Source organism: Leclercia sp. AS011, assembly GCF_037152535.1.
Taxonomy (GTDB): Bacteria; Pseudomonadota; Gammaproteobacteria; order Enterobacterales; family Enterobacteriaceae; genus Enterobacter.
Genome location: NZ_JBBCMA010000001.1, coordinates 191,706 through 218,262 on the forward strand (window position 1 = coordinate 191,706; position 26,557 = coordinate 218,262).

The 26,557-nt window shown below is 57.3% G+C and carries 20 protein-coding genes, 1 tRNA gene and 1 pseudogene; 16 read left to right on the plus strand and 6 right to left on the minus strand.

All coding sequences use genetic code 11. The annotated features are described in order from the left end of the window. Positions 1 to 40 precede the first annotated feature (40 nt). The 10 genes and pseudogenes from WFO70_RS00875 to WFO70_RS00920 all read left to right on the plus strand — a co-directional run bounded on the left by WFO70_RS00875 (position 41) and on the right by WFO70_RS00920 (position 14,326). Positions 41 to 1,702 (plus strand): Mur ligase, encoded by a 1,662-nt coding sequence (locus WFO70_RS00875; protein ID WP_442913340.1) that lies wholly within the window; start codon positions 41 to 43, stop codon positions 1,700 to 1,702. A gap of 9 nt (positions 1,703 to 1,711) precedes the next feature. Next, positions 1,712 to 2,407 carry a cysteine protease LapG gene (gene lapG / locus WFO70_RS00880; protein WP_337014114.1) on the plus strand — a complete coding sequence of 232 codons (696 nt, stop codon included), beginning with the start codon at positions 1,712 to 1,714 and terminating at the stop codon, positions 2,405 to 2,407. 9 nt (positions 2,408 to 2,416) lie between these two features. After that, positions 2,417 to 4,363: a cyclic di-GMP receptor LapD gene (gene lapD / locus WFO70_RS00885; protein ID WP_337014115.1), complete on the plus strand. Its 1,947-nt coding sequence runs from the start codon at positions 2,417 to 2,419 to the stop codon at positions 4,361 to 4,363. Positions 4,364 to 4,389: 26 nt separating this feature from the next. Then, on the plus strand, positions 4,390 to 4,731 hold the full coding sequence (locus WFO70_RS00890; RefSeq protein WP_337014116.1) for a tryptophan synthase subunit beta: 342 nt from the start codon (positions 4,390 to 4,392) through the stop codon (positions 4,729 to 4,731). Between the two features lie 271 nt (positions 4,732 to 5,002). Further along, positions 5,003 to 5,377, plus strand: a pseudogene (locus WFO70_RS22450) (retention module-containing protein); the annotation flags it as partial. 124 nt (positions 5,378 to 5,501) lie between these two features. Further along, complete coding sequence (locus WFO70_RS00900) at positions 5,502 to 7,727, plus strand: hypothetical protein (protein WP_337014119.1); 2,226 nt, start codon at positions 5,502 to 5,504, stop codon at positions 7,725 to 7,727. 113 nt (positions 7,728 to 7,840) lie between these two features. Next, complete coding sequence (locus WFO70_RS00905) at positions 7,841 to 9,157, plus strand: hypothetical protein (protein WP_337014121.1); 1,317 nt, start codon at positions 7,841 to 7,843, stop codon at positions 9,155 to 9,157. Between the two features lie 180 nt (positions 9,158 to 9,337). After that, positions 9,338 to 10,687 (plus strand): TolC family outer membrane protein, encoded by a 1,350-nt coding sequence (locus WFO70_RS00910; protein ID WP_337014123.1) that lies wholly within the window; start codon positions 9,338 to 9,340, stop codon positions 10,685 to 10,687. Positions 10,688 to 10,788: 101 nt separating this feature from the next. Further along, complete coding sequence (locus WFO70_RS00915) at positions 10,789 to 12,975, plus strand: type I secretion system permease/ATPase (RefSeq protein ID WP_442913341.1); 2,187 nt, start codon at positions 10,789 to 10,791, stop codon at positions 12,973 to 12,975. Next, positions 12,962 to 14,326, plus strand: coding sequence for an HlyD family type I secretion periplasmic adaptor subunit (locus tag WFO70_RS00920; RefSeq protein WP_337014125.1), 1,365 nt, complete (start codon positions 12,962 to 12,964; stop codon positions 14,324 to 14,326). The genes WFO70_RS00915 and WFO70_RS00920 overlap by 14 nt, the downstream gene beginning before the upstream one ends. Before the next feature lie 42 nt (positions 14,327 to 14,368). Here WFO70_RS00920 and WFO70_RS00925 read toward each other — a convergent pair whose 3' ends face one another. Together WFO70_RS00925 and WFO70_RS00930 are read right to left on the minus strand one after the other, a co-directional pair. Further along, on the minus strand, positions 14,369 to 14,908 hold the full coding sequence (locus tag WFO70_RS00925) for a DUF2058 domain-containing protein (RefSeq protein ID WP_337014127.1): 540 nt from the start codon (positions 14,906 to 14,908) through the stop codon (positions 14,369 to 14,371). 55 nt (positions 14,909 to 14,963) lie between these two features. Next, complete coding sequence (locus WFO70_RS00930) at positions 14,964 to 15,503, minus strand: isochorismatase family protein (protein WP_337014130.1); 540 nt, start codon at positions 15,501 to 15,503, stop codon at positions 14,964 to 14,966. 197 nt (positions 15,504 to 15,700) lie between these two features. On the opposite strand from WFO70_RS00930, the gene WFO70_RS00935 reads away from it, so the two are divergent. Beyond that, complete coding sequence (locus WFO70_RS00935) at positions 15,701 to 17,617, plus strand: flagellin N-terminal helical domain-containing protein (protein WP_337014132.1); 1,917 nt, start codon at positions 15,701 to 15,703, stop codon at positions 17,615 to 17,617. A gap of 29 nt (positions 17,618 to 17,646) precedes the next feature. Here the strand turns inward: WFO70_RS00935 and WFO70_RS00940 are convergent, their stop codons facing one another. From WFO70_RS00940 to WFO70_RS00950, 3 genes are all read right to left on the minus strand, one after another. Then, on the minus strand, positions 17,647 to 17,868 hold the full coding sequence (locus WFO70_RS00940) for a hypothetical protein (protein WP_337014134.1): 222 nt from the start codon (positions 17,866 to 17,868) through the stop codon (positions 17,647 to 17,649). A gap of 141 nt (positions 17,869 to 18,009) precedes the next feature. Then, positions 18,010 to 18,081 (minus strand) — tRNA-Arg (locus tag WFO70_RS00945). Positions 18,082 to 18,156: 75 nt separating this feature from the next. Then, on the minus strand, positions 18,157 to 19,098 hold the full coding sequence (locus WFO70_RS00950) for a formate/nitrite transporter family protein (RefSeq protein WP_337014136.1): 942 nt from the start codon (positions 19,096 to 19,098) through the stop codon (positions 18,157 to 18,159). Between the two features lie 315 nt (positions 19,099 to 19,413). Between WFO70_RS00950 and mlaA the strand changes: the two genes are divergently transcribed. Next, positions 19,414 to 20,169, plus strand: a complete 756-nt coding sequence (gene mlaA / locus WFO70_RS00955) for a phospholipid-binding lipoprotein MlaA (protein WP_337014138.1) — start codon at positions 19,414 to 19,416, stop codon at positions 20,167 to 20,169. 47 nt (positions 20,170 to 20,216) lie between these two features. On the opposite strand, the gene fadL is transcribed toward mlaA, so the two are convergent. Next, on the minus strand, positions 20,217 to 21,563 hold the full coding sequence (fadL, locus tag WFO70_RS00960; protein WP_337014140.1) for a long-chain fatty acid transporter FadL: 1,347 nt from the start codon (positions 21,561 to 21,563) through the stop codon (positions 20,217 to 20,219). A 371-nt stretch (positions 21,564 to 21,934) separates the two neighbouring features. Here fadL and WFO70_RS00965 point away from each other — a divergent pair, with 371 nt between their 5' ends. From WFO70_RS00965 to sixA, 4 genes are all read left to right on the plus strand, one after another. Continuing rightward, positions 21,935 to 22,219 carry a YfcZ/YiiS family protein gene (locus tag WFO70_RS00965; protein ID WP_337014142.1) on the plus strand — a complete coding sequence of 95 codons (285 nt, stop codon included), beginning with the start codon at positions 21,935 to 21,937 and terminating at the stop codon, positions 22,217 to 22,219. A 156-nt stretch (positions 22,220 to 22,375) separates the two neighbouring features. Then, on the plus strand, positions 22,376 to 23,686 hold the full coding sequence (gene fadI, locus WFO70_RS00970) for an acetyl-CoA C-acyltransferase FadI (protein WP_337014143.1): 1,311 nt from the start codon (positions 22,376 to 22,378) through the stop codon (positions 23,684 to 23,686). Continuing rightward, positions 23,686 to 25,833: a fatty acid oxidation complex subunit alpha FadJ gene (gene fadJ, locus WFO70_RS00975; RefSeq protein WP_337014145.1), complete on the plus strand. Its 2,148-nt coding sequence runs from the start codon at positions 23,686 to 23,688 to the stop codon at positions 25,831 to 25,833. Before fadI ends, fadJ begins: the two co-directional genes overlap by 1 nt. 210 nt (positions 25,834 to 26,043) lie before the next feature. After that, on the plus strand, positions 26,044 to 26,529 hold the full coding sequence (gene sixA, locus WFO70_RS00980) for a phosphohistidine phosphatase SixA (protein ID WP_337014146.1): 486 nt from the start codon (positions 26,044 to 26,046) through the stop codon (positions 26,527 to 26,529). Positions 26,530 to 26,557: the final 28 nt, after the last annotated feature.

Below are 26,557 nucleotides of genomic sequence, written 5' to 3' on the forward strand. Positions count from 1 at the left end.
ATTTTCTGACAGGGTTCCTCTGGCGTTATCAGGAGTTAACATGCCGCTCAGCGACTTACTTGCGCAAACCCGCCCGGCGATGGAGTTGCTGGACGTTGCGCCTAAACCAGCGATTTTCCCCGCCTGGGCACTCTTTTTTAGTGCCTCTGACAGTCAACACCGCGCGCACATTGTGCAGGGTCGCGGCGACACCTTTGAGCAGGCCTGGCAGCAGGGTGCTCAGGCGCTACAGCAGTGGCAACAGCAGAGCGGTACCGACGTCTGCTGGCTGCGGGTTGACCTTGTCGATAAGGTGGAGGCGCTGCGCTGGGAGACGCTGGAAGCCCGCTTAGCCAAAACCAAACGTAACTACTTTCGCTATGGCCTGAGCCTCGATCCGGCGTTTCGCTACGCCATGCTGGAGCAGGAAATCGCCGCCAACGCGCTGCTCTATCACGGGGACCACGGCGTCGCCACGCCAAATGCCAACAACCTGGCCCATTTCTCCCGCCGTCGCTTCGGGGCGGTGCTGAGCTGGCCCGAACAGCCTGACCAGACGCTCTGGCGCTTCACCACCCGGGCGCTGTTTTGCGACGGCGAGCAGCTGCTGCCCATCGAGTCGACCGGGCGCAACAGCGGCTACCGCCAGCTTCCCGACTGGCAGGCGACGGCGCTGGAGCCGATGATCGCCTCGGCCACCGACTATCTGGCCCGTCAGATCACCGCTTCCGGGCGCTACCAGTACGGCTGGTTCCCCTGCTTCGATCGCGCTATCCCAACCTATAACGCCCTGCGCCACGCCAGCTCCACCTATGCCCTACTAGAAGGCTGGGAAGTGACGCGAGAGCCTGCCCAGTTCGCGGCGATTGAGCGGGCGCTAAACGATCTCTGCGACAGCTTTATTCGCACGTACACTCTGCCGGACGGCAGCGAAGCCGATTTCCTGGTGGATACCGGCGATGAGATCAAGCTCGGCGGCAATGCGGTGTGCATCCTGGCGATGGCGAAATACAGCGAGCTGACCGACGATCCCCGCTACCTGGCGCAGATGGCGCGGCTGGCAAACGGGATCGGCTTTATGCAGGACCTTAAGACCGGCGGGTTTGTCCACGTGCTGAACGCCGGAGATCTCTCCCTCAAGGCGGCGCACCGCATTATCTATTACGACGGCGAAGCGGCCTTCGCGCTGATGCGTCTCTACGGCCTGACGAAGGCGCCGCGCTGGCTGGAGATGGTCGAACGGGCGATGGAGCACTTCATCGAACAGAAGCACTGGCAGGCCCACGATCACTGGCTCAGCTACTGCGTAAACGAATTGACGCTGTATCGGCCGCTGGAGCGCTACTACCAGTTTGGCCTGGATAACGTGCGCGACCATCTCGACTTTGTCCAGAACCGGGTGACTACCTATCCCACGCTGCTGGAGCTGATGATGGCGGCATCAAAGATGATCGCCCGGCTTGAGGACTCGCCGCATAAGCAGCTGCTGGCGGGCTTCGATATGGACGTGTTTAACCAGGCGCTGGAGACCCGCGCCCGCTATCTGGCCAACGGCTTTTTCTGGCCAGAGCTGGCGATGTTCTTTAAAAATCCGCCGCGTATCCTCGGCAGCTTTTTTATTCGTCACCACAGCTACCGGGTGCGGATCGACGATGTTGAGCACTATCTTTCTGGCTATGTCGCGTATCGCCAACGCTGGCGCGCCCGGTCAGGCGAGCAGTAAGCCGACCCTATGCGACCTCTTCGTTCCCTCCCCTCAGTACGTTGTCGACGCTGGCTGTCGCTCTGGCTGGTGGTACTGCTGGCTATTTCGCCCGGGCTTGGTGCCGGGTGGGATTTTAGCGCCATCAGCACCCGTACCGAACGGCTGTATGGTCCGGCCACTCCCGCCGCCCGCCAGCGGATCGATGAGTGGGCGGCCTTGCTTAACAAACCGTCGCAGGGCAGGATCCAGGATACGTTAAATCAGGTTAATCAGTTTTTTAACGCCAGAATGGCTTTTCGGGATGATATCGTCGTCTGGAAGCAGCAGGATTACTGGGCAACGCCGATTGAATTTCTGCGTAAAGGGGCAGGGGACTGCGAGGACTTTGCGTTAGCGAAATATTTCACCCTGCGCGAAATGGGCGTTCCCGCAAACCAGTTACGTATTACCTACGTAAAAGCACTCGAACTGAATCAGGCGCACATGGTGGTGACATGGTACTCCACCCCCACGGCGATCCCGCTGGTTCTGGATAATCTGAAAACCGCCATCCTGCCCGCTACCCAGCGTACTGACCTGCTTCCGGTCTACGCGTTTAACGGCGAAGGGCTCTGGCTGCCGCAGTCCGGCGGCAACAAACGCGTGGGCGACAGCAAACGGCTCTCCCGCTGGCAGGATCTTCTCACCCGAATGCGTGCAGAAGGATTTGTAATTAATGAATAGGATAGGGCCATGTCTCTTTATAAACAGCTACTGATCGGCATCTGTTTATTTACGTTCGTCATTTTCTGCGGAAACTTCGTGGTGACCCTCGAAAGCTCGCGGGAGCAGTACCGCAACCAGCTCAGCGCCCACGCACAGGATGCGGCGACGGCGCTGGGGTTGTCCCTGACCACCCATATCGACGACCCGACCATGACCGAGCTGATGGTGAACTCCATCTTCGACAGCGGCTACTTTTATCGCATTCGCGTGGTCGATATTAAGACCAATAAATCGATTATCGAGCGCAGCGATGTGCCCCAGAATACCCGCGTTCCCCAGTGGTTCGTGCGGCTGGTGCACCTCAGCCCCGGCGAAGGTGATGCCATTGTGATGCGCGGCTGGACGCAGGTCGCCCGGGTCGAGGTGGTCAGCCATCCGATGTTCGCCCTGGCCCGCCTGTGGAACAGCATGGTCGCCAGCTTTTTGTGGCTGACCGGCTGTAGCCTGTTGTTCCTGCTCGCCGCCACCCTGCTGTTACGCCGTACCCTGCGCCCGCTTAACTATATTGTCGGCCAGGCGATGGCCATCTGCCGCCGCGAGTTCCTGAATGTGTCGGCGCTGCCGAAGACCCCGGAGCTGCGCCGGGTAGTTGAGGCGACCAACATGATGGTGACCCAGCTTAAGGCGTTATTCGGCGAGCAGGCCCGGCGCACCGAATCCTTGCGTCAGGAGGCTTATCACGACAGCCTGACCGGGCTGAGCAACCGCCGCGCGTTTGACATGCAGCTGCAGTCGCGCCTGAGCGATGAAGAGAATGCTGGCGGACACATCCTGCTGCTGCGGGTCCAGGATTTGATGGGCCTCAACCAGCGTCTCGGCGGCGCAAAATCCGATCAGTTGCTGGTGGCGGTAGCGGATATTCTGACCGGCCTGCAGCGCAACTATTTTCACAACGAAGGCTTTGTCGCCCGCGTGCGCGGCGGGGAGTTCGCCATTATCGCCCCGCCGATCCTCGGGCAGGATCTCGATAACCTGAGTAATACCCTCAGCACCCAGCTGAAGGCGCTGTCGGAGACGGGCATGAGCGACCTTTCGCCGGTTGCCCACTTCGCGCTGGTCCCGTTTAACGTGGGCGATACCCCACAGGCGGTGCTGGCCCAGGCGGATCAGGCTCTGGCGAGAGCGGAAACCGAGATGCGCTTCTTTGCCAGCTCCGATTCCGTATCCGCCGGTGAGGGCGAAGAGGATCATCACAGCTGGTACACTCGCCTTGACGCGGTGCTGACCAACGGGGCCTTCGAGCTGTTCTCGCAGCCGGTGTATGCGTGCAACAACGCCCACGAGGTGCTGCATCACAAGATCCTCGCCCGGATTAAAACTCAGGAGGGGGAGCTGGTGCCGGCGGGGCGCTTTATGCCGTGGATCCACCGTCTCGATCTCAGCCGCCGCATGGATATCGTGATGCTCCAGCAGACCCTGCGTGAGCTGGCAAAATCACCGCGCCCGCTGGCGCTAAGCATCAGCGGTGCCAGCGTTGCCGACGATCAGAGCCTGAACGCTCTGCTGCAGCCGCTGAAAGGCGTACCGCAGCTGGCGGGTTTGCTGACCCTTGAACTTGATGAGAACGAGCTTCCGGACGTTGAACGTGTAAACGTGCTGGTCAGTCGCCTGAAGGCGTTGGGCTGCCGTCTGGGGATCCAGCATTTTGGGGGGCGTTTCCACCTTATTGGCAATTTACCGCAGTGGGGTCTGGCCTGGATTAAAGTTGATGGCAGTTATATTCGCGATATAGACAGTGAGGATGATAAAAAACTGTTTATTGAGGCTATTTACTGGGCGACCCGCCAGATTAATCTGCCGCTTATTGCCGAACGTGTGGAAACAGCGGGCGAGCTGGCGGTTCTGGAAAAAATTGGTCTGCATGGCGCGATGGGGCGCTATTTCGCTGATGCCAGTACGCTGGGTGGAAAATAACCGCATAGTTTGAATGGAGAATGAAAATGTATTACGTAGAAAGGGATACTGAAAGCCGAATTATTCGGGTGGAATTGACGCCTTTTTCCACAATGACGGAACAGCATGACCTCTGTACACCCGAGATTGACGAGTGGATGCGCCAGCGAGAGATCCGCGAAGCGACGCTGTATCAGCTACGGCAGAGCGACCTTGAGATGGTGCGTGTGCTGGAAGACCTGATTGAGGTGCTAATGAGCAAAGGCGTCATCACTATTACCGATCTGCCACCGGCCGCGCAGGCAAAACTCAACAGCCGCGCGCAGGCGCGCCGTTCGCTGAGTGGTCTGGAAGGATTAATCGCGGATGACGATGAAGGGCTTATTTAGCCACTTTCATTATCAGGCGGGGTTAATAATAACCGGGAGTTATAAATCTGGCGCTCTGTGGCGATAATACAGGCCGTTTTGATTTCAATTCATTCATGCCATCAATTAATATAAGGCCCTGACCCGGACCTGAATCAATAAAATTGTGACTGAAAGGCGTATCCTTATCAGTGTTGCACAGCAAATTACTAATAAAGATTTAATTCTCTTTTAGCATTCTAAGCCTGAGCAATGGATGAATTGGGCGTGAAAAGGATGAAGGAAACAATATATGAGCGGCGTATCCGGAATCGTCAAAGCAGTAATAGGGCAGGTATTCGCAGTCAGTCCTGATGGCAGCACGCGGTTGCTGACGGAAGGTGACAGGATCCTCGATGGGGAACAAATCCAGACGGGCGCGACTGGCGCGATAACGCTATCGCTGGCGGACGGCAAACAGCTCGATCTGGGCCGTGACAGCCACTGGGACAGTTCAGGGCACGTGACCACTGATACCACGGCGGCCCAACAGCAGGATGTTGCGGCTATTCAGCAGGCCATTGCGGACGGGCAGGACCCGACGCAAATTCTGGAAGCGCCAGCCGCAGGTCCGCAGGCCGCGAGTACTGGCGGTGAGCCTGGCGGCAGCGGCGGCGGGTCGCATACCCACGTCGTCCTCGATTTAACCGCTGAGATTGTTGACCCCAATGCGGGTTACCCGACGATCGGCCTGGATTTCCCCGACGATGAGCGGCCGGAAGAATTAACGCTGCTTGATACTGACGATTCGGATGCGGATTCCGATGCCGATGCCGATGCCGATGCCGATGCAGATGCAGATGCAGATGCAGATGCAGATGCAGATGCAGATGCAGACGCCGATGCCGATGCAGACGCTGATGCCGATGCAGACGCTGATGCCGATTCTGACGCTGATGCGGATGCGGATGCAGATTCCGACGCCGATGCAGATGCGGACGCTGATGCAGATTCTGACTCTGACTCTGACTCTGATGCAGACGCTGATGCGGATGCGGATGCTGATTCCGACGCCGATGCAGATTCCGACGCAGATGCGGACGCTGATGCCGATGCCGACGCAGATGCGGATGCTGATTCTGATGCCGATGCGGATGCGGATGCCGACGCAGATACTGATGCCGATGCGGACGCTGATGCCGATGCGGATGCCGACGCAGATGCGGATGCTGATTCTGACGCCGACGCGGATGCTGATGCGGACGCCGACGCAGACGCAGATGCGGATGCGGATTCTGATGCGGATGCTGATTCTGACGCCGACGCTGATGCGGATGCTGATGCGGATGCTGATTCCGATGCCGATGCAGATGCGGATGCTGATGCGGACGCTGATGCCGACGCGGACGCCGATGCAGATTCTGATGCTGATGCTGATGCTGATGCTGATGCCGATGCTGATGCCGATGCTGATGCTGATGCTGATGCTGATGCTGATGCTGATGCTGATGCAGATGCAGATGCAGATGCAGATGCCGACGCAGATGCTGATGCAGATGCCGATGCAGACGCCGATGCTGATGCTGACGCTGATGCAGATGCCGATGCCGATGCAGATGCGGATGCGGATGCCGACGCCGATGCGGATGCAGATGCCGACGCGGATGCTGATGCAGATGCCGATGCTGACGCTGACGCTGACGCTGATGCGGATGCGGATGCGGATGCTGATGCAGATTCCGACGCAGATGCCGATGCAGATGCTGATGCCGACGCCGACGCCGATGCGGATGCGGATGCGGACGCCGACGCCGACGCTGATGCCGATGCCGATGCGGATTCTGACGCAGACGCTGATGCCGACGCCGACGCCGACGCCGATGCGGATGCGGACGCCGACGCGGATGCAGATGCAGATGCTGACGCCGACGCCGACGCCGATGCTGACGCTGACGCCGACGCTGATGCTGACGCCGACGCCGACGCCGACGCCGATGCAGATTCTGACGCAGATGCAGATGCGGATGCTGATTCCGACGCCGATGCGGATGCCGATGCGGACGCCGATGCGGACGCCGATGCGGATGCGGATGCGGATGCGGATGCCGACGCCGATGCGGATGCCGATGCGGACGCCGACGCCGATGCGGATGGGGATGCCGATGCAGATGCCGACGCGGACGCAGATGCAGATGCAGATGCGGATGCGGATGCTGATTCCGATGCAGACGCTGATGCTGATGCTGATGCCGATGCAGACGCAGATGCTGATGCAGATGCTGATGCGGACGCTGATGCCGATGCCGATGCGGATGCGGATGCTGATTCCGACGCCGACGCCGATGCAGATTCTGACGCAGATGCAGATGCGGATGCTGATTCCGACGCCGATGCGGACGCGGATGCAGATGCGGACGCGGATGCTGATTCTGATGCCGATGCCGATGCGGATGCCGACGCCGACGCCGACGCCGATGCAGACGCCGATGCCGATGCTGATGCCGATGCGGACGCAGACGCCGATGCCGATGCTGATGCCGATGCGGACGCAGACGCAGACGCAGACGCCGACGCCGACGCGGATGCAGATGCGGATGCCGACGCAGATGCTGATGCAGATGCTGATGCAGATGCTGATGCAGATGCGGACGCTGATGCCGATGCCGATGCAGATGCGGATGCTGATTCCGACGCCGACGCCGACGCCGACGCCGATGCGGATGCAGATGCCGACGCGGATGCAGATGCCGACGCGGATGCTGATGCAGATGCCGACGCGGATGCTGATGCAGATGCCGATGCCGATGCGGATGCTGATGCCGATGCGGATGCTGATGCCGACGCAGATGCGGATGCTGATTCTGACGCCGACGCCGACGCCGATGCAGATGCAGATGCGGATGCTGATTCCGATGCAGACGCTGACGCTGATGCGGATGCGGATGCGGATGCGGATGCAGATTCCGATGCAGATGCTGATGCCGACGCCGACGCCGACGCCGACGCCGACGCCGATTCCGATTCCGACGTCAAACTGACCGTTACCGTTACCCCTGGCGATAAGACGACCGAGACGTCAGATGACAAGATCATCCACATTAACGGCGGTAGCGGCGATCCTAACGGGTACGATATCCAGAACGGCGTGATCGTGGCGATCGGCAGTAACGTGCACGTCTGGCTGACCCCGGATAGCCCGGACGGTAAGATTCAGGGCGATTTCGTGCCTAAGGCCGACAGCCCGGATCAGATCCACTACTACGACAGCCAGGGCAATGCCAACGGCAGCTCGTCGGGTCATACCGACATCTTCGTGGTGGGCGATCATACCGGCGGCTACTACCAGCAGGGTGACTGGTCAAACGACCACTATGAATTCAAACCGCTGAACGGCATTACCGGCAACCAGGGCGTGCCGGAAGGCGATGCGGGCAAGGACTATATCTTTGTCCAGGGCAATGCTGACGATTACACCGTAACGGGTGTCGATCATCCGCAGAACCACCAGAACAATGACATGGATAATATTCATGTCACCGATAAAGACGGTCATTCGCCGTTCCAGAATGCCAATGGTATTGAAGGGATTGTTTTTGGGGATGGGCCTTCTGAAACGCACGGCGGCAATACTACCGTTACTACAACGGCTACCCTGAACCTCGACGTCAATCTCGAAAGTTCAGACAGCAGCGACCACCTGAACAGCATTACCCTCGGCGGCATTCCTGAGAATGCGACCTTTACAGGCAACTACGCCAGCGTCACTTACGACGCGGAACACAAGGTCTACATCCTGACCTTTGATAATGATACCTCGCACTTTACCGGCCAGGTCAGCGTTGAGCTTCCGGACGGTAAGAGCGATTTCGGTGATATCTCGCTGGAAGTGGATTCTACCGCCTCCGATCAGCACGAAACCCACTTCACCTTTGATGGCGAAGAGGGCGGAACCATCGTCAGCGAAAGCCACGGTGGAGAAGAGTATGCCGATGACGCTACCGACGACGACCACTCTCTGATGGCCAGCCACAGCGTTGAGGACAATCATGCCGATCATAACGGCGAGGAGAGCGATAAGCAGACGCATTCCAGTAGCCTGGATGCTGACGATCACGCTACTTCGTTAATCGACGATGACAATCTGATGCTCAGCACTACGACCCCAGACAACAGCGAAGCGGGTAATACGCAGTTGGGCGACACCCAGAGTGAAACGCTCGCCACGCTACAGAGCGCCAGCCCGGGTCAGGACGAGCAGCTGAACTTCAGCGATCTCATTCACGACGACGAGCATCACGATCTCAGCAACCTGATCCAGGCAGGGCCGCAGAGCGACGCGGCGGACGCCCCGGCGGAGGTCGAACATGTTCCTGCTGAAGGCGGCGAGATAGCCGGAGCGGACGGTTACGATGCCGGTAACGAAGAGATGCTGGATAACCTGATCGCCAAACCGGAAGAGCATGTCTGATCGATCGCCGCGCAGGGGCAGTCTGCCTCTGCGCGGCAAACAGTAAGATGTTAATTCAAATCGGACGAGGGATGCCGTCTGACCACAAAATCGCAGGATGCATTTTTTCCCTCGGTCTAATGGGATTTTCTCTGGTGGGTATTGACCAACAATCAAGGGATATGAAGGAAAGACAGCAAGATGAAACAGTATAGTCAGATTATTATGGGTGCGGCGCTGGTGTTGAGCGCCACGCAGAGCCAGGCCACTACCCTGGAGCAGGCCGTAAAAGACAGCCTGCTCTGGCACCCGGAAGTTAACGCGTCGGTAAACAGCCGCTATTCCGCCGATCAGGATCTCCGCGCTGCCAAAGGCGGTTATCTGCCGTCGTTGGATCTCACCGCCGGTACCGGCTGGGAGCAAACCGATAACGCCAGCACCCGTGCGGCAGGCGATCATCTGCGTGATTTGCATCGCAGCGAGTCCGCCATCAACCTGCGCCAGAACGTCTTCAATGGGTTTGCGACCACCAGCGAAGTGGGCCGCCAGAAAGCGACCGTCAACTCGCGTGCCTGGACGGTGCTGAATACCAGCGAATCCACCGCTCTGCAGGCGATCCAGAGCTATCTCGACGTGCTGATGCGCCAGAAGATGGTGGCGCTGGCAGAAGATAACCTCAAGAATCACGAGCGGGTGTTTGATCAGATCCGCCTGCGTACCGAGCAGGGCGTGGGCCGTCAGGCTGACTTTGAGCAGGCGCAAGCCCGTCTGGCGCAGGCGCGCAACAACCTGCTGACCGAGCAAACTAACCTCGAAGACTCCCGTGCTAACTACCAGAGCATCACCGGCAAAGAGCCGGATACCCTGGTGATGCCCGCTAAAATCGCGGTGCCCGCCTCGCTGGACGCCGCGCGTTCGGTGATGATGGAAAACAACCCGCTGCTGAAGCAGGCGGATGCCGATGTGGAAGCCACCCGCCAGCAGTACGAGGCGGCAAAATCGCGCTTTTACCCGGATGTGAACGTTGAGGTCGGTCGCACCATGGATAACAACATTGATGGCACCCGCGGGCACAGCCAGGAGTGGCAGGCGATGCTGCGCATGCGCTACAACCTCTATAACGGCGGCAGCGACCAGGCCACGCTCACCTCTTACGCCTACAAAATGAAAGAGGCGCAGGATGTGAAAAATAACGCCCAGCGTCAGCTGAATGAAGATCTGCGTCTGGCCTGGAACGCCCTCAAAAACGCCAAACAGCAGGTGCCGATTGCCAAAGAGTATGCCGATCGCAGCGTGCAGGTGCGTAGCGCCTATCAGGAGCAGTTCAGCCTTGGTGACCGTACCCTGCTCGATATGCTCGACAGCGAAAACGAAGTGTTCAGCGCCCAGCGCCGCTACGTTGAGCTACAGTTCGTCGACATGTTTACCACTTACCGCATCAATGCCCGTACCGGCGAACTGCTTAAGAGCCTGAACATTCAGGCACCTTCGGCAGCGCAACCGATCGATCAGGCGCAGCGTTCACAGACCGAGCTGCCTGAAATAAAATAAGCCGCCCTTAAAAGCTGACGGGGTTATTGCTGGCAGAACGACCGGCAATATCCCTCTTTTTTATCCCTGCGACCGCCGTCCGCAGAACACTGAGGCAGAGAATGACGCCTGATAATGACTCCCCGGATCGCATCGAGATGACCCCGCAGGCGCAGGGCAGACAGGATCCGCGGCAAAGCCATGACGATCCGCTGCTGGATGCGCTGATGATCGTCTGTAAGTTGCATAACATCGCCACCAGCCGCAACGTCCTGACCACCGGTCTGCCGCTGGAAGCTCACACCCTGACGATAGAGAGCTTTCCCCGCGCTGCTGGCCGGGCGGGGCTAAAGGCGCGAGTGGTGCAGCGACCGCTGGAGAACATCACCGCGATGTCACTGCCGGCCATTCTGCTGCTGAAAAACAATCAGACCGCGGTGTTGATTGGCTGGGACGATCAACAGCGCGCGCGCCTGCTGCCCAGTGAAACCGAAGGCGGTGAGATTACCGTATCGCCCGAGACGCTGGCGGAGAACTACAGCGGCCGGGTGATCTTCATCTCCCCGAAACATGAGTTTGATGCCCAGCCGACGGCCACGCTGCCGCGCACCAAAGCCTGGTTCCAGGACACGCTCAAACTGTCGAAATTCCTCTACCTGGATGCGGTGGTCGCCAGCTTCCTCGTTAACCTGGTGGCCCTCGCCGCGCCGCTGTTTGTGATGAACGTCTATGACCGGGTGGTGCCCAATCAGGCCACGGCGACTCTGTGGGTGCTGGCCATCGGCATCAGCATCGCGTTTGTGTTCGACTTTGTGCTGAAGATCCTGCGGGGCATTTGCCTCGACCTGGCGGGGAAAAAGACCGACCTGGTGGTCTCCTCAGCGCTGTTCGAGCGGCTGCTGGGGATGAAGATGAAGCTGCGCCCGCAGCGGGTGGGTAGCTTCGCGCAGAACTTTCAGGAGTTCCAGTCGATCCGTGACTTCCTGTCGTCGCTGACCCTGACCGCCTTTATCGACCTGCCGTTTACCCTGCTGATCCTGCTGGTGATTGGTATCATCGGCGGCCCGCTGGTGTTTATCCCGCTGCTTTGCTACCCGCTGGCGCTGCTGGTGAACTGGCTGATCCAGCGCCCGCTGATGTCGCGGGTCAAGAAAACCTATCAGCTCTCCAACGAACGTCAGGCTATGCTGGTGGAGACGCTCACCGGCCTGGATGCCATCAAGATCAACAACGCCCAGAGCGAGCGCCAGTATCAGTGGGAACACCTCACCGGCCAGCTCAGCAAGCTGGAGCTGCGGGTGAAGTCGCTCTCCTACGTGGCGGTGAACTTTACCACCTGGCTGCAGCAGTTCAGCGGCGTGGCCATTATCGTAGCCGGGGTCTACATCATTATTGGTGGCAACCTGAGCATGGGCGGGCTGATCGCCTGCTACCTGCTGCACCGTCGCGCCATGATGCCCATCGGCCAGCTTTGCAGCCTGATCACCCGCTACCAGCGGGCGCGGATGACCAAAGCCACCATCGACCGGATGATGGGCCTGGAGCAGGAGGTGCAGGACGACGAGGTGCCGCTGAAGCGTGAAACCCTCTCCGGTGCCATTGAGCTGCGCGACGTGACCTTCGTCTACCCCGGCAACCAGTACGCCTCGCTCAGCAACGTCTCGCTGACCATCCAGCCCGGCGAGAAGGTGGGGATCATCGGCCGCAGCGGGTCGGGTAAAAGCTCGCTGGCGAAACTGCTGGTTGGTTTTTATCAGCCGGACAGCGGCAATGTGCTGATCGACGGGATTGATGCCCGCCAGATCGACGTCCACGATCTGCGCCATAACATCGGCTACGCCCCGCAGGATATCCACCTGTTCAGCGGAACCCTGCGGGAGAATCTGGTCTACGGGGCCAGCTACGTGGATGACGAAACCATGCTGCGGGTCGCCACCCTGACCGGGGTGCACGAGTTCGCCCGTCGCCATCCGTCCGGTTACAACATGCAGGTGGGCGAGCGGGGGATGAGTCTCTCCGGCGGCCAGCGGCAGGCGGTGGCGCTGGCGCGCGCGCTGCTTCTCGATCCCCCGGTGCTGCTGATGGATGAGCCCACCAGCTCCATGGATAACACCAGTGAAGATCTGATTAAAAAGGCGCTGATACCGGTCATCAGTAACAAAACGCTGCTGATGGTGACGCATCGTGCGTCGTTGCTGACCCTGGTGGATCGTCTGATTATCGTCGACAACGGCAAAATCATTGCCGACGGTCCGAAAGAGAGCGTCATGAGCGCGCTGAAGAAGGGACAAATTCATGCGAATCGTTGAGTCGCTTAGCCGCCTGATGCGCTGGCTGTCAGGCGATAAACAGCCCGCGCCATTCACCACCAATGAGGTGAACAAAGCCTTGCTGGATGATGCCCCGCGGGTGGTGCGCGTCACGCTATGGGCGATCTTCGCCTTCTTTATCGCCATGATCCTCTGGGCATCGCTGGCGAATATTGATGAGGTGACGCGCGGGGAAGGGCGGGCCATTCCCTCCTCCCGCCTGCAAAAAGTGCAGAACCTCGAAGGGGGGATCGTCGCTGAGGTCTTTGTGCATGAAGGCGAGGTGGTGAAAGCCGGAGCACCGCTGCTGCGTCTGGACGATACCCAGTTTCGCTCCAACGCCGGGGAGTCCGATGCCGATCGGCTGGCGCTGCAGGCGCGGATCCAGCGTCTGACCGCCCAGCTTGACGATGCGAAAACCCTGACCCTGGCGCCGGAGATTGTGCAGAAGGCGCCGGATATTGCCAGCGGCGAACTGGAGCTGTTCGCCAGCGTGAACAAACGTATCCAGAGCGAGCTGGACGGTCTCAACGAACAGCTGGTGCAGAAGAAGCAGGAGCTGCTCGACTTCCAGGGCAAGGTCAGCCAGTACCGCCGTAGCCTGGGGCTGCAGCAGCAGGAGGTCAGCATGTCTGAACCGCTGGTGGCCAAAGGGGCAATTTCAAAAGTAGAGGTGCTGCGTCTGCGGCGCGGGGTGGTAGAAACTCAGGGGCAGCTGGACTCGGTGCTGCTCGCCATTCCCCGGGCGGAAGCGGCCATCAAGGAGATTGAGAGCAAGGTGAGCGAAACGCGGGGGCGTTACCGCAGCGAGGCGCTGGGGCAGCTCAACGAGGCGCGAACCGATCTCAGCAAAATTGAGGCCTCGGGCAAGGCAATTTCCGACCGGGTGAACCGCACCCTGGTGACATCGCCGGTGCGCGGCGTCGTCCAGCAGCTGCTGGTCAACACCATCGGCGGCGTGATCCAGCCGGGTAATGACCTGGTGGAGATTGTTCCGCTGGACGACACGCTGCTGGTGGAAGCGAAGATTCGTCCGCAGGACATCGCGTTTTTACGTCCGGGCCAGGAGGCGACGGTGAAGTTCACCGCTTACGATTACACCATCTATGGCGGACTGAAGGGTACCCTGGAGCAGATCAGCCCCGATACGGTGACCGACAAAGACGGGAAGAGTTTTTACATTATTCGTCTGCGCACCGACAAAAACCATCTCGGCACGGATGAGAAACCGCTGTTGATTATTCCGGGGATGGTGGCTTCGGTGGATATCATTACCGGCAAGAAGACGGTAATGGCCTATCTCCTGAAACCTATTCTGCGCGCCAGAGCAGAGGCGTTCCACGAGCGTTAAGGATGGATACAGCCCCCCTCCGGGGGAGGGGGGCTGGAAGGGTTACCACATCAAATCGTCTGGTACGACAAAATCGGCGTACGGATCGTCCTCGTCCTTCGCTTCCTGCGTCAGCTCGCTGCTTAACACGATATAGCTCGCATCACGCTGGGAAATTTTCTCGGCAACGATGGCGGGGATAATCGCATATTCGCTCTCACGGCCCGCGTCGGCAACCAGACGGGCAATGGCGAGACGGCCATTGATCAGCTGTGCCTGGGTAGTCTTATCGACGTAGATCTTTTTAATCAGGTTATTATCGGTGAAGTTAAAGCCGATATCGCCTTTTGCCACCACAATCCGGTTCATCTCAATTAACTGCTTAATCTGCGCTTTGTACTCTTTCGCCAGCGTGGCCTGCTTCTGCTGCTCGCTCAACTCTTTGTCGCGTTCAATTTGCGCCTGCTTGTTCACTTCCACCGCTTCGCGCGCTTCCCGCGCCTGAACGCGGGATTTTTTGGCGGTACGCTGCACTTTCGCCATTTTCTTGCTGGAGACTAAGCCAGCTTTAAGCATCTGTTCCTGGAGTGTGAGTTTGGTCATGTTCGTTTCTGAAGTCTGTCAAATGATGGGCAGATTATACCCTGGAGCGCAGAGCTCAGTGGACGTTTAATTCCTCTGTGGCGATAACCTGAGCAAAACCGGCCCCGAGCAGCGCCAGAGTGACATCATGAATAGCTTTCGCGCTGAGCTGAGATTTTTCCAGCTCAAAGCTGAGCACCGCATCGTTTATCACCGTCATTTTTAATCCAAGGTCGGCACCCATTCTGACGGTGGAGTTAACGCAAAATCCTGCCACGGCACCGATAACCACTATCTCTGAAATAGCGGCCTCCCGGAGATGCGCCAGTAATCCCGTGGAACTGAATGCAGAGGAGGTGTGTTTGATAAATACCGGTTCGCCAGGGCGCTCTTCAAATGATTCCAGGGGCTGGCTTGCTGGCGAGCTGTGATGAAGAGGCGAACCCTGCTCAGGCGTCTGATGGCGCACATGGATGACCGGGCGGCCAGATGCTCTGAATTGTTCAATGACCGAAGCCATGTTTTCGATGCCGGTAGGAGGGAAGTGATCCACGCCCTGTTGAATTCTCTCTTTTACAAAATTCTGCATATCGATGATGAGTAGCGCTTTTGACATATTACCCTCCTTAAACCGTGCCAGTGGCAGGGTTATTCGCCGTTCATGGACGTCGTCGTCACCCCGGATTGCACTAACATATCCGGAAAAACGTACGGCACCCCCCTACTAAATTTGGTTAAGATCCAAATAAATCATCAACTAACCAAGATTACGGCCGATAACCTCTCCAGACAAACCTGTACCGGTATATCGGAATGTTAAGCCTAAAAACGAATTTAATAGCGTTAACGATTCAGGGAAGATCCGCAAAAAATACGTCTGCCCTTGACCAGGCCATCCGCAATCTCTCCTCTGGCCTGCGGATCAACAGTGCGAAGGATAATGCGGCCAATCAGGCGATTGCTAACCGCATGACCAGCCAGCAGAATGCGCTGCAACAGGCGCAACGTAACGCCGGGGATGGATTATCTCTGGTGCAGACTGCCGAAAGCGCAATGAGTGAAATTAACAACCGATTGCAGCGCGTTCGTGAGCTCACGGTACAGGGGCTCAGTGAGTCATATACCCTGCTGGATGCCGATGCCATTCAGGCCGAAATCAATTTAAACCTGAAAGAGATAGATCGACTGAATACCGCTGTCGACTTCAACGGTATTAACCTCCTGGACGGCAGCGCGGGTACGGTCGGTTTTCAGGTTGGCACCCGTGATAATGAAAAGATCTTCCTCGATTTATCTAAAAATTTCAGCGTGGATAATATCGGCCTGAAAGATTTCGTGCTTCGCGGGATCAGCGGAACGGTTTCAGATATAAACCAGGTCGCGGGCAGCGCCAGTAATATCGATCTTACCAGCGGCAATGTCAGCGTCACGTATTCGCCGTCAGGCACCTTAAATTCGCCGCAGCTGGTGCGTAATGCTTCTAACAATCTCTATTACATTCAGGACACGGGAAGCGACGGCAAGCCGGTTTATTATCAGGCCACGTATAGTGCAAGCTGGGATACCGCCAGCGGAACCGGAAGCGTAAATATCAGCGCTACCAATGGAACGCCAGTCTACAGCGGCGTCACCCAGCTCAATGGGCGGTCGATTCCTTCCGTAAATTATCTCGACACCAGCGGCGGGGCATTAAGCAACAGCCCCGTGCCCACACTGCGAGAATCCAACGGCCAGTATTATATTGAGCAGGACGATTTCTATTATCCCGCCACGCTAACCTACGGTGCGACCGGTGCCATCACCGCGCAAATGACCAGTGCCAGTGGACTCCTGGAGACGGATTTTGCCGTTATTCCTGCAGTCGCAACATCGACACCCAATATAGATACCACTACCGCAGCGCTGACGTTTAACGATGCCAGTAATAATCCCGTTTCTGGCGCGAATGCCAGGCTGCTGAAATCGGGTAGCCAGTACATTATGGAAGTGGACGACGGCAGCGGTCATTTCAGCTATTACAATGCCTCGGTGTCGGCGACGACCGATGGCACAACCCATTCCCTTGTTGTCACGGCGAATAACGCTACCAGCCTGAATAATTTCTCTGACGTTACTCGCGTTAGTGGGTCATCACGCGTGACGATGGATCCTGCGAAGGTCAATGTCCGCTATACCGATGCTGACGGCAATACGTCGAACGATGTGCTGCGCCTGGATGCGGACGGCAACTACTACATGGATGTGGTAAATGGCGTGGAGACAAAAAGAGTCACCCTGGTTTTACCCGATGATAATTCAGGCCAGATCATGCTTAAGACGCAGAACGGCGTGGGCGATCTGGTGCTTTATTATAATGCGTCTATTGGATCATCCACGGATGCCGCAACCAACTACACCACTCTGAATATCGCTGAAGTCGGGAATGAAATACGGCTGAAAAACCCGGTTAATCCCCTGGCGGCGATCGACAATGCCATTAAGCAGATTGATGAAAGACGCAGTACGCTGGGTGCCGTGGCTAACCGTCTGGAGTCCACGCAAAATCTTCAGGGGAAAATGACTGTTGCCGTTAACGCTTCTCGCTCACGTATTGAAGACGCTGATTATGCGCTTGAAGTGACCAATATGGCGCGTGCGCAGATGTTCCAGGAGTCGATGGCGTCGTTATTGACGAAAGCCAATCAGACGTCGCAGGTGGTGTTGTCGTTACTGAATGATTCGATGAAGTAAAGCTCCGGTACTCCGGAGCTCAATAAATCTTAGCGAACCACGTTACCGTGCTGTACGCAGCGGCCATCGTTGCAGTTAACCGCATCCACTGTGGCGGCGCGGCGGTTTCGTGCCTGAGCGGTAACCGTCGCGGCAGCTACCGGGTGGTCGGAGTTTGCTACCACCGCAGCGCGCTCAACCGGGTGAAAGATAACGCCGGCAAACGCAGAGCACGGGGCGAGGAGTGCCATCGCGATCAGGATTCTTTTCATGCCATTTCTCCGTTGTTTTTTCTGAGAGGTGAATTCGTTTTAACGGCGCGAGAGTACATCACAGCGATACATAAAGTTGTGTGTATGGGTGCTATTGGCTGGGAAGCGTCGGATAGAAAGCAGGTAAGGAGAGTGGGCAAATGTCCCCTGCAGGAATCGAACCTGCAACTAGCCCTTAGGAGGGGCTCGTTATATCCATTTAACTAAGGGGACGAAGCGGCACGAGTATAACGCCATTTATACAAGGCGTTAAGCTCGTCACCGCCTGACTGCTTAAAGTGTCGCCATTCAGGCCGATTTTTTCCCTTCTTCCGCTTCCTGCCGCTGGGCCTTCTCTCTGGCTTTCATCTCGGCTTTACGCTTATTCGACATATCGTTACGGATTTGCGCATGGCTCAGCAGGGCAAAAATAAAGGTGCCGCCGCAGATATTGCCTGCCAGAGTAGGGATCGCAAAGGGCCAGAAAAACTCGCTCCAGTGGATGGTGCCGTTAAAGACCAGATATAAAATCTCTACCGTGCCCACCACAATATGGGTGGTATCGGCCAGCGCGATAAGCCAGGTCATCAGAATGATAACCACGATTTTGGCCGAGCCGGCAGACGGGAACATCCACACCATGGTGGCGACGATCCAGCCGGAGATAATGGCGTTGGAGAACATCTCGAGCGGGCTGTTTTCCATCACCCCAGTCCCGATTTTTACAAAGGCATCGCGGGTGGCCTCGTCAAAAATCGGCATATATTCAAACGCCCATGCCGCGACGCCGGTGCCGATAATATTCCCGAATAATACCACGCTCCACAGGCGCATCAGCAGGCCGAAATTGCCCCATGTCGGGCTCTGCATCACCGGCAGCACCGCGGTAACGGTATTCTCGGTAAACAGCTGCTGGCGCGCCATAATCACAATGATAAAGCCAAAGGTATACCCGAGGTTTTCCAGCACCAGCCCGCCGGGGATGCCTTCAAACTGGACGTGAAATATCCCTTTTGCCAGAAAGGAGGCGCTCATCGATAGCCCGGCGGCGATGGCCGACCACAGCAGGGCCATGGCGTCACGCTCCAGCTCTTTTTCACCGTCCTGGCGAATATGTTCGTGGATGGCCATCGCGCGCGAGGGGAGCTGGTCCTCATCGACCTCAATCTCCTTTCCCCGGCGTTTCTCCTCGCTTTCAACTTCCAGTTCTTCAGTATGTTTGTCTATTTTCTCTTCTTTGAGTTCGTCCATTATGGTGCTCCAGATGTGGCTGATACCTTTAAGCGTAGCGGTTTTTGCCCCAACGCCCGTGGGTATGCTCTTAAATTCCTGATATGGCAATAAAGGCGATACATCCCCGGCAAAGGCCGTATAAAATTGCCAGCCTAACGAAAACCTAAAGCCAGGCTATTCTGAGATCATAAAGAGGGTGTTTTGTTGCCCCGATTTGTGGTCGTAGACATCAGTAAGCGTGCTGATACAATCACTTGCATGTTTACAGACGGAGCGCGAAAGCTCCAGTACGGATGGCTTTCAATGATAGCCATACTTAACAGGGAGAAAGATATGAAACTTCGGCTTTCGGTGGTTGCGCTGGGCACCACGTTGCTGATGGGTTGCGCCAGTTCTTCTGGCGAGCAGCAGGGGCGCTCCGATCCTCTGGAAGGATTTAACCGCACCATGTACAGCTTCAACTATAACGTGCTGGATCCTTATCTGGTGCGTCCGGTTGCGGTGGCATGGCGTGATTATGTTCCTCAACCTGCCCGTAACGGGCTGAGCAACTTCACCAGCAACCTTGAAGAGCCTGCGGTGATGGCGAACTTCTTCCTGCAGGGCGATCCCTATCAGGGGATGGTCCACTTCACCCGCTTCTTCCTGAATACCCTGTTAGGGATGGGTGGCTTTATTGACGTTGCCGGAATGGCGAATCCGAAGCTGCAACGCGAGCAGCCGCACCGTTTCGGTAGTACTCTGGGTCATTACAATGTGGGTTACGGCCCGTATGTTCATTTACCGTTCTACGGCAGCTTCACCCTGCGTGATGATGGCGGTGATGCGGTGGATACCCTCTATCCGGTGCTGTCGTGGCTGACATGGCCGCTGTCGGTGGGTAAATGGACGCTGGAAGGTGTGGAGTCGCGCGCACAGCTGCTGGATTCAGACGGTCTGCTGCGTCAGTCCTCCGATCCGTACATCATGGTGCGTGAAGCCTACTTCCAGAACCATGACTTCATTGCCAACGGCGGCAAGCTGAAACCGGAAGATAACCCGAACGCGAAAGCGATCGAGAATGAACTCTCTGAGATTGATGCGGAATAAAAAAGAAAAGGTGAGCGCGAGGCTCACCTTTTTTTATTGCTACGTAATTAGAACGCGTAGTTAAAGTTGGTTCCGAACAGCCACGCCTTGCCTTCAGAAGTGAAGTTATACGCAGCCGGGCCTTCGCCCTCGGTGAAGCTGACCTTCTGGCCATGCATATAAGATGCGCCCACGTCGATAGAGGCATCATCATTGAAGGCGTAGGTCATACCGGCGCTCAGCCACAGACGGTCCTGATCCGGGATGGAGATGGAGCGCTTGTCGGCCGGAACCGGGCTGTCATCAAAGGCGATACCGGTGCGGAAGGTCCAGTTCTTATCGTAGTAGTAGGTAGTACCCAGCGCGATACGGTACGCATCTTTAAAGCTTTCATCTTTATAGAACAGGGTTTGACCGTTGTTGCCGGTGGCCTTCAGCTCCTGGAACTGGCTCCAGCTGGTGTAGGTCAGGCTATAGTGAACAGCCCACTGCGGTGCCACGAGGTTATACCCGGAGACTTCCCACATTTCTGGCAGATGCAGCGACAGAGAACCGTTCTCGGTATTGCCGCCGGTTCCCGCCGGAAGACCGGCCAGACCCATACTGCCAAAGATGGCACTCAGGTTAGGGTTGATGGAGCTCTTATAGTCGCCGTCGAAGTCGATCTTCACTTCTGAACGGTAGGTCAGACCCCAGCGGTTGTTTTTATCCAGCTCATACAGAATACCGGCGTTCCAGCCAAAGCCCCACTCGTCACCTTTCAGGTAGGCAATCTGGTCGTCAGGCTCGTTGATCCCACCCAGATAGGATGGTGGCACACGGCCGGTCAGCTGACGCGTCAGCAGTGGACCCAGTGAGCCCGCATAACGCTCAATTTTAGCTTTCGCGTAAACGGCATCAAAGCCCAGGCCAAAGCTCCAGTTGCTATTCAGACGATACGCACCGCTCAGATTCAGGTTGAGGGTTTCCAGATCGGTTTTACCGCCGTAGATCCCCGCCGCGTAGCTGTCGTTAAATTCGGTTGCCAGACCATAGTTGGAGGTGACAGACGCACCCCAGCCGAACTGATCGTTGATTGGCATAACAAAGTGCACGTTTGGCACCCAGGCGGTTGGGGCGATATTGTCCTGGTCTGCACTCTGTCCTGTTAAGGCGGAGTTACCCGTGACGTTCACATCAGGATCGATATAAACGGCACCGATAGAGAAGGTCGGGCGATCAAACATGGTGATCAGCGCCGGGTTACGGCTCGCATTCCCTGCGTCATCAGCGATAGCACCTTCCCCGGAATAGGCGCGGCCCAGACCTGAGGAAGAGAACTCATTCAGCTGAAAGCCCGCAGACCAGGCGGAGGTGGAGACGATTGCCACTGCGATTGCGAGCGCAGTTTTTTTGAACAGGGTTTTCTGGCTCATGACCATAACCTCATTGAGTTATTTTTATTCAATATTTGTTACACACCGTAACAGGAGCGCGAAGTGTAGGGTCTGTGGTAACACTTAGAAATCAGACCAGTGGCGAGAGTATAGGTCTGACCAGATGGAATGTTGCAAGTCTGTTTATTAATTTTTACCGAGATGTTTTACGAAACGGGATCTGGTTGGCAAAATTGTGACCAGTTCAGTTACTCCGAATGGGTGATTTTTGTTTTAGATCATTTTTACGTGTGATATTGCTCACTTACCGCCTTTTACGCCATTAACGACTGGAGCCGCTTTCGGGCGGGGCGTAAAATATCAGCATCGTATCTATTTCGCGCCGTGCGCGACGACAGAGGAAATCTACTATGAGTAAATGCAGTGCTGATGAAACCCCGGTTTGCTGCTGTATGGATGTCGGTACCATCGTGGATAACACGGATTGCACCGCCTCTTACAGCCGTGTGTTCGCCAGTCGTGCCGACGCCGAAGAGACGCTGGCTGCACTGACCGCCAAAGCCCGCGGCGTTGAGTCTGAACCTTGCGATATTACCTCCACCTTCACCGAAGTGGACGGCGGAGTACGTCTGGACATCGATTTCGTATTCAGCTGCGAAGCGGAGTCCCTGATCTTCCAGCTCGGTCTGCGTTAATTTCCCTTCAACGCCCCCTTTCATGGGGGCGTTTCATTTGTGCTCTGTGGCTTCGCTCGCAATTTTTCTTCTCCCCGATTGGCTAATGTAAAAATTTGGTTAAGACTGTTATCAGGTCAGACCACTTTGCGCATTTGTTATTCACAGGGGAGCGTTATGAGTCAGGCATTACCGCTAATCACCCGTCAGGGCGATCGCATTGCCATTGTCAGTGGATTACGTACGCCATTTGCCCGTCAGGCGACGGCGTTTCATGGCATACCTGCCGTCGATCTGGGAAAAATGGTGGTGGGGGAGTTGCTGGCTCGCAGCGAAATACCGCCGGAGGTGATTGAACAGCTGGTCTTCGGCCAGGTGGTACAGATGCCGGAAGCGCCCAACATCGCCCGTGAGATCGTGCTGGGCACCGGCATGAACGTCCATACCGACGCTTACAGCGTTAGCCGCGCCTGCGCCACCAGCTTTCAGGCGGTGGCGAACGTGGCAGAAAGCCTGATTACGGGCACCATTCGTGCCGGGATCGCCGGGGGGGCCGACTCCTCATCCGTATTACCGATTGGCGTCAGCAAAAAGCTCGCCCGCGTGCTGGTGGACGTCAACAAAGCCCGCACCACCGGACAGCGCTTATCCCTCTTCTCGCGCCTGCGGTTGCGCGATCTGCTTCCCGTCCCGCCTGCGGTCGCGGAATACTCCACCGGCCTGCGGATGGGCGATACCGCCGAACAGATGGCGAAAACCTACGGCATCACCCGCGAACAGCAGGATGCCCTGGCGCACCGCTCGCACCAGCGTGCGGCGCAGGCCTGGGCGGAAGGCAAGCTGGCGGAGGAGGTGATGACGGCCTACACCCCGCCATTCCGCGAGCCCTTAACCGAAGATAACAATATCCGCGGCACCTCGACGCTGGCGGATTACGCGAAACTACGTCCGGCATTCGACCGTAAGCACGGCACCGTCACTGCCGCCAACAGCACGCCATTAACCGATGGCGCGGCGGCGGTGATCCTGATGACCGAATCGCGGGCCAAAGAGTTGGGCCTGATTCCGCTCGGCTACCTGCGCAGCTATGCCTTTACCGCCATTGATGTCTGGCAGGACATGCTGCTCGGCCCGGCCTGGTCCACGCCGCTGGCGCTGGAGCGTGCCGGGCTGACGATGGCTGACCTGACGCTCATCGACATGCACGAAGCCTTCGCCGCCCAGACCCTGGCTAACCTGCAGCTGCTGGCAAGCGATCGCTTTGCCCGCGACGTGTTAGGCCGCGCCCAGGCTACAGGCGAGGTTGATGAAAGCAAATTTAACGTGCTGGGAGGCTCCATTGCCTACGGCCACCCCTTTGCGGCGACCGGGGCGAGGATGATCACCCAGACGCTGCACGAGTTGCGCCGTCGCGGCGGCGGTTTTGGCCTGGTGACCGCCTGCGCGGCGGGTGGACTGGGTGCCGCAATGGTTCTGGAGGCTGAATAATGGAGATGACAACGGCGTTTACCCTCAATGTGCGTCCGGACAACGTGGCAGTGGTGACCATCGATGCGCCAGACGAAAAGATGAATACCCTGAAAGCCGAGTTTGGCGGTCAGGTCCGCGCGATCCTGAAGCAGGTGCGCGAAAACAAAACCCTGCGCGGGCTGGTGTTCATCTCGGCCAAGCCGGACAATTTTATTGCCGGGGCTGATATCAACATGATTGCCCGCGCCAGCAGCGCCCAGGAAGCGGAAGCGCTGGCCCGTCAGGGGCAGCAGATCATGACCGACATTCATGCCCTGCCGATCCCGGTGATTGCGGCGATCCATGGCGCCTGCCTTGGCGGCGGTCTGGAGCTGGCGCTGGCCTGCCACGGGCGAATCTGTACCGACGATAGCAAAACGGTGCTGGGCCTGCCGGAAGTGCAGCTCGGCTTGCTGCCCGGCTCGGGCGGCACCCAGCGTCTGCCGCGGCTGGTGGGCGTCAGCACGGCGCTGGAGATGATCCTCACCGGCAAACAGCTGCGTCCACGTCAGGCCCTGAAGGTCGGGCTGGTGGATGAGGTGGTTCCGCATGCCATTCTGCTGGAGGCCGCGGTGGCGCTGGCGCTGAAAGATAGACCGGCTGGTCGTCAATTACCGGTGCGCGAGCGCGTGCTGGCAGGTCCGCTGGGCCGTACGCTGCTGTTCAAAATGGTAGCGAACAAAACCGAACAAAAAACCCACGGCAATTACCCGGCGGCAAAACGCATTCTTGAGGTTATCCATACCGGTCTGACGCAGGGCAGCAGCAGCGGCTATGCCGCAGAAGCCAAAGCCTTTGGCGAGCTGGCGATGACTCCGCAGTCCCGGGCGCTGCGCAGCCTTTTCTTTGCCACCACGGAGATGAAAAAAGATCCCGGCAGCGAGGCAGAGCCTGCGCCGCTCGACGCCATCGGCGTGCTGGGGGGCGGGCTGATGGGAGGCGGTATCGCCTTTGTGAGCGCCAGCAAAGGCAAATTACCGGTGCGGATCAAAGACATCAATCCAAAAGGGATCAACCACGCCCTGCAGTACAGCTGGCAGCTGCTTGATAAGAAGGTCAAGCGCCGCCATATCAAAGCCAGTGAGCGCGATCGCCAGCTGGCGCTGATCTCCGGGACCACCGATTACAGCGGCTTCCGCCATCGCGACGTAGTGATTGAGGCGGTATTTGAAGATCTGGCGCTGAAGCAGCAGATGGTGGCCGAAGTGGAAACGCACTGCGCGCCGCACACCATTTTTGCCTCCAACACCTCGTCGCTGCCGATTGGCGATATTGCGGCGCAGGCGGCGCGTCCTGAACAGGTGATCGGCCTGCATTTCTTTAGTCCGGTCGAGAAAATGCCGCTGGTGGAGGTGATCCCTCACGCCAGCACCAGCCCGCAGACCGTCGCCACCATTGTAAAACTGGCAAAAATGCAGGGCAAAACGCCGGTGGTAGTGGCCGATAAAGCCGGATTCTACGTCAACCGCATCCTGGCACCCTATATCAATGAAGCTATGCGCCTGCTGACCGAAGGGGAGAAGGTGGATCACATTGATAACGCGCTGGTGAAGTTTGGTTTCCCGGTCGGCCCGATCCAACTTTTGGATGAGGTGGGAATCGATACCGGCACTAAAATTATACCTGTGCTGGAAAGTGCTTACGGGGAACGATTTAGCGCCCCTGCAAACATTGTTTCTGCAATTTTGAATGACGATCGCAAAGGCAGAAAAAATGGACGCGGTTTCTATCTTTACGATCCAAAAGGGCGTAAAAGCAAGAAGCAGGTAGACCCGGCAATATATGGGCTTATTAAGCCCACCGGCGAGGGTAAACTCTCTGCCACACAGTGTGCAGAACGCTGCGTGATGATGATGCTCAACGAGGCGGCGCGCTGCTTTGGTGAGCAGGTGATTAGAAACGCGCGCGACGGCGATATTGGCGCGGTGTTTGGCATTGGTTTTCCACCTTTCCTGGGTGGCCCGTTCCGCTATATGGATAGCATTGGTGCGGGTGAAGTTGTTGCGATTTTACAACGACTGGCTGTGCAATATGGGCCGCGGTTTACACCGTGTGACACATTATTGCAGATGGCGGATCAGGGGCTGCGATTTTGGCCAGCAAAGGAAACTGACCCGGTAAATTAAGGTCAAATAAGAGTAAATCCGCCGTTGAAGGGTCTGGTCCTGTCTAATTTATAAACTGACATTGACTATACTTACGCCGTTGAGGTAAAAAACAGCGTTTCATTCAACGGATGGATCAGGCACAATGCCCGGCCATCGGGTTTTCTCCCTCGTGATGTATTCACGCGGGGTGTTAACGCCGGTGATCCTGGTCAACAAAAGCGGTGCAATATGCAAGTTTTTATCATGCGTCACGGTGACGCGGCACTCGATGCTGCCAGTGACTCTGTTCGTCCTCTGACGCCTTGCGGCTGTGACGAGTCCCGTCAAATGGCAACCTGGCTGAAAGGGCAAAAAGTGGATATTGAACGTGTCCTCGTCAGCCCGTTCCTGCGTGCTGAACAGACACTGGAAGTGGTAGGGGAGTGTATGAACCTGCCTGCCGGCGTCGATGTTCTGCCCGAGCTTACCCCCTGTGGCGATGTGGGGCTGGTCAGTGGCTATCTCCAGGCCCTGAGCAATGAAGGCGTTGCCTCTGCGCTGGTGATTTCCCATCTGCCGCTAGTCGGCTACCTGGTGTCCGAACTCTGCCCGGGTGAAACCCCGCCGATGTTCAGTACCTCTGCCATTGCCAACGTTACCCTCGATGAAAAGGGCGTCGGCGTGTTCAACTGGCAAATGAGTCCCTGCAATCTGAAGATGGCGAAAGCTATCTGACGTAAAGCCCATCCAGGCGGGTAGCCTC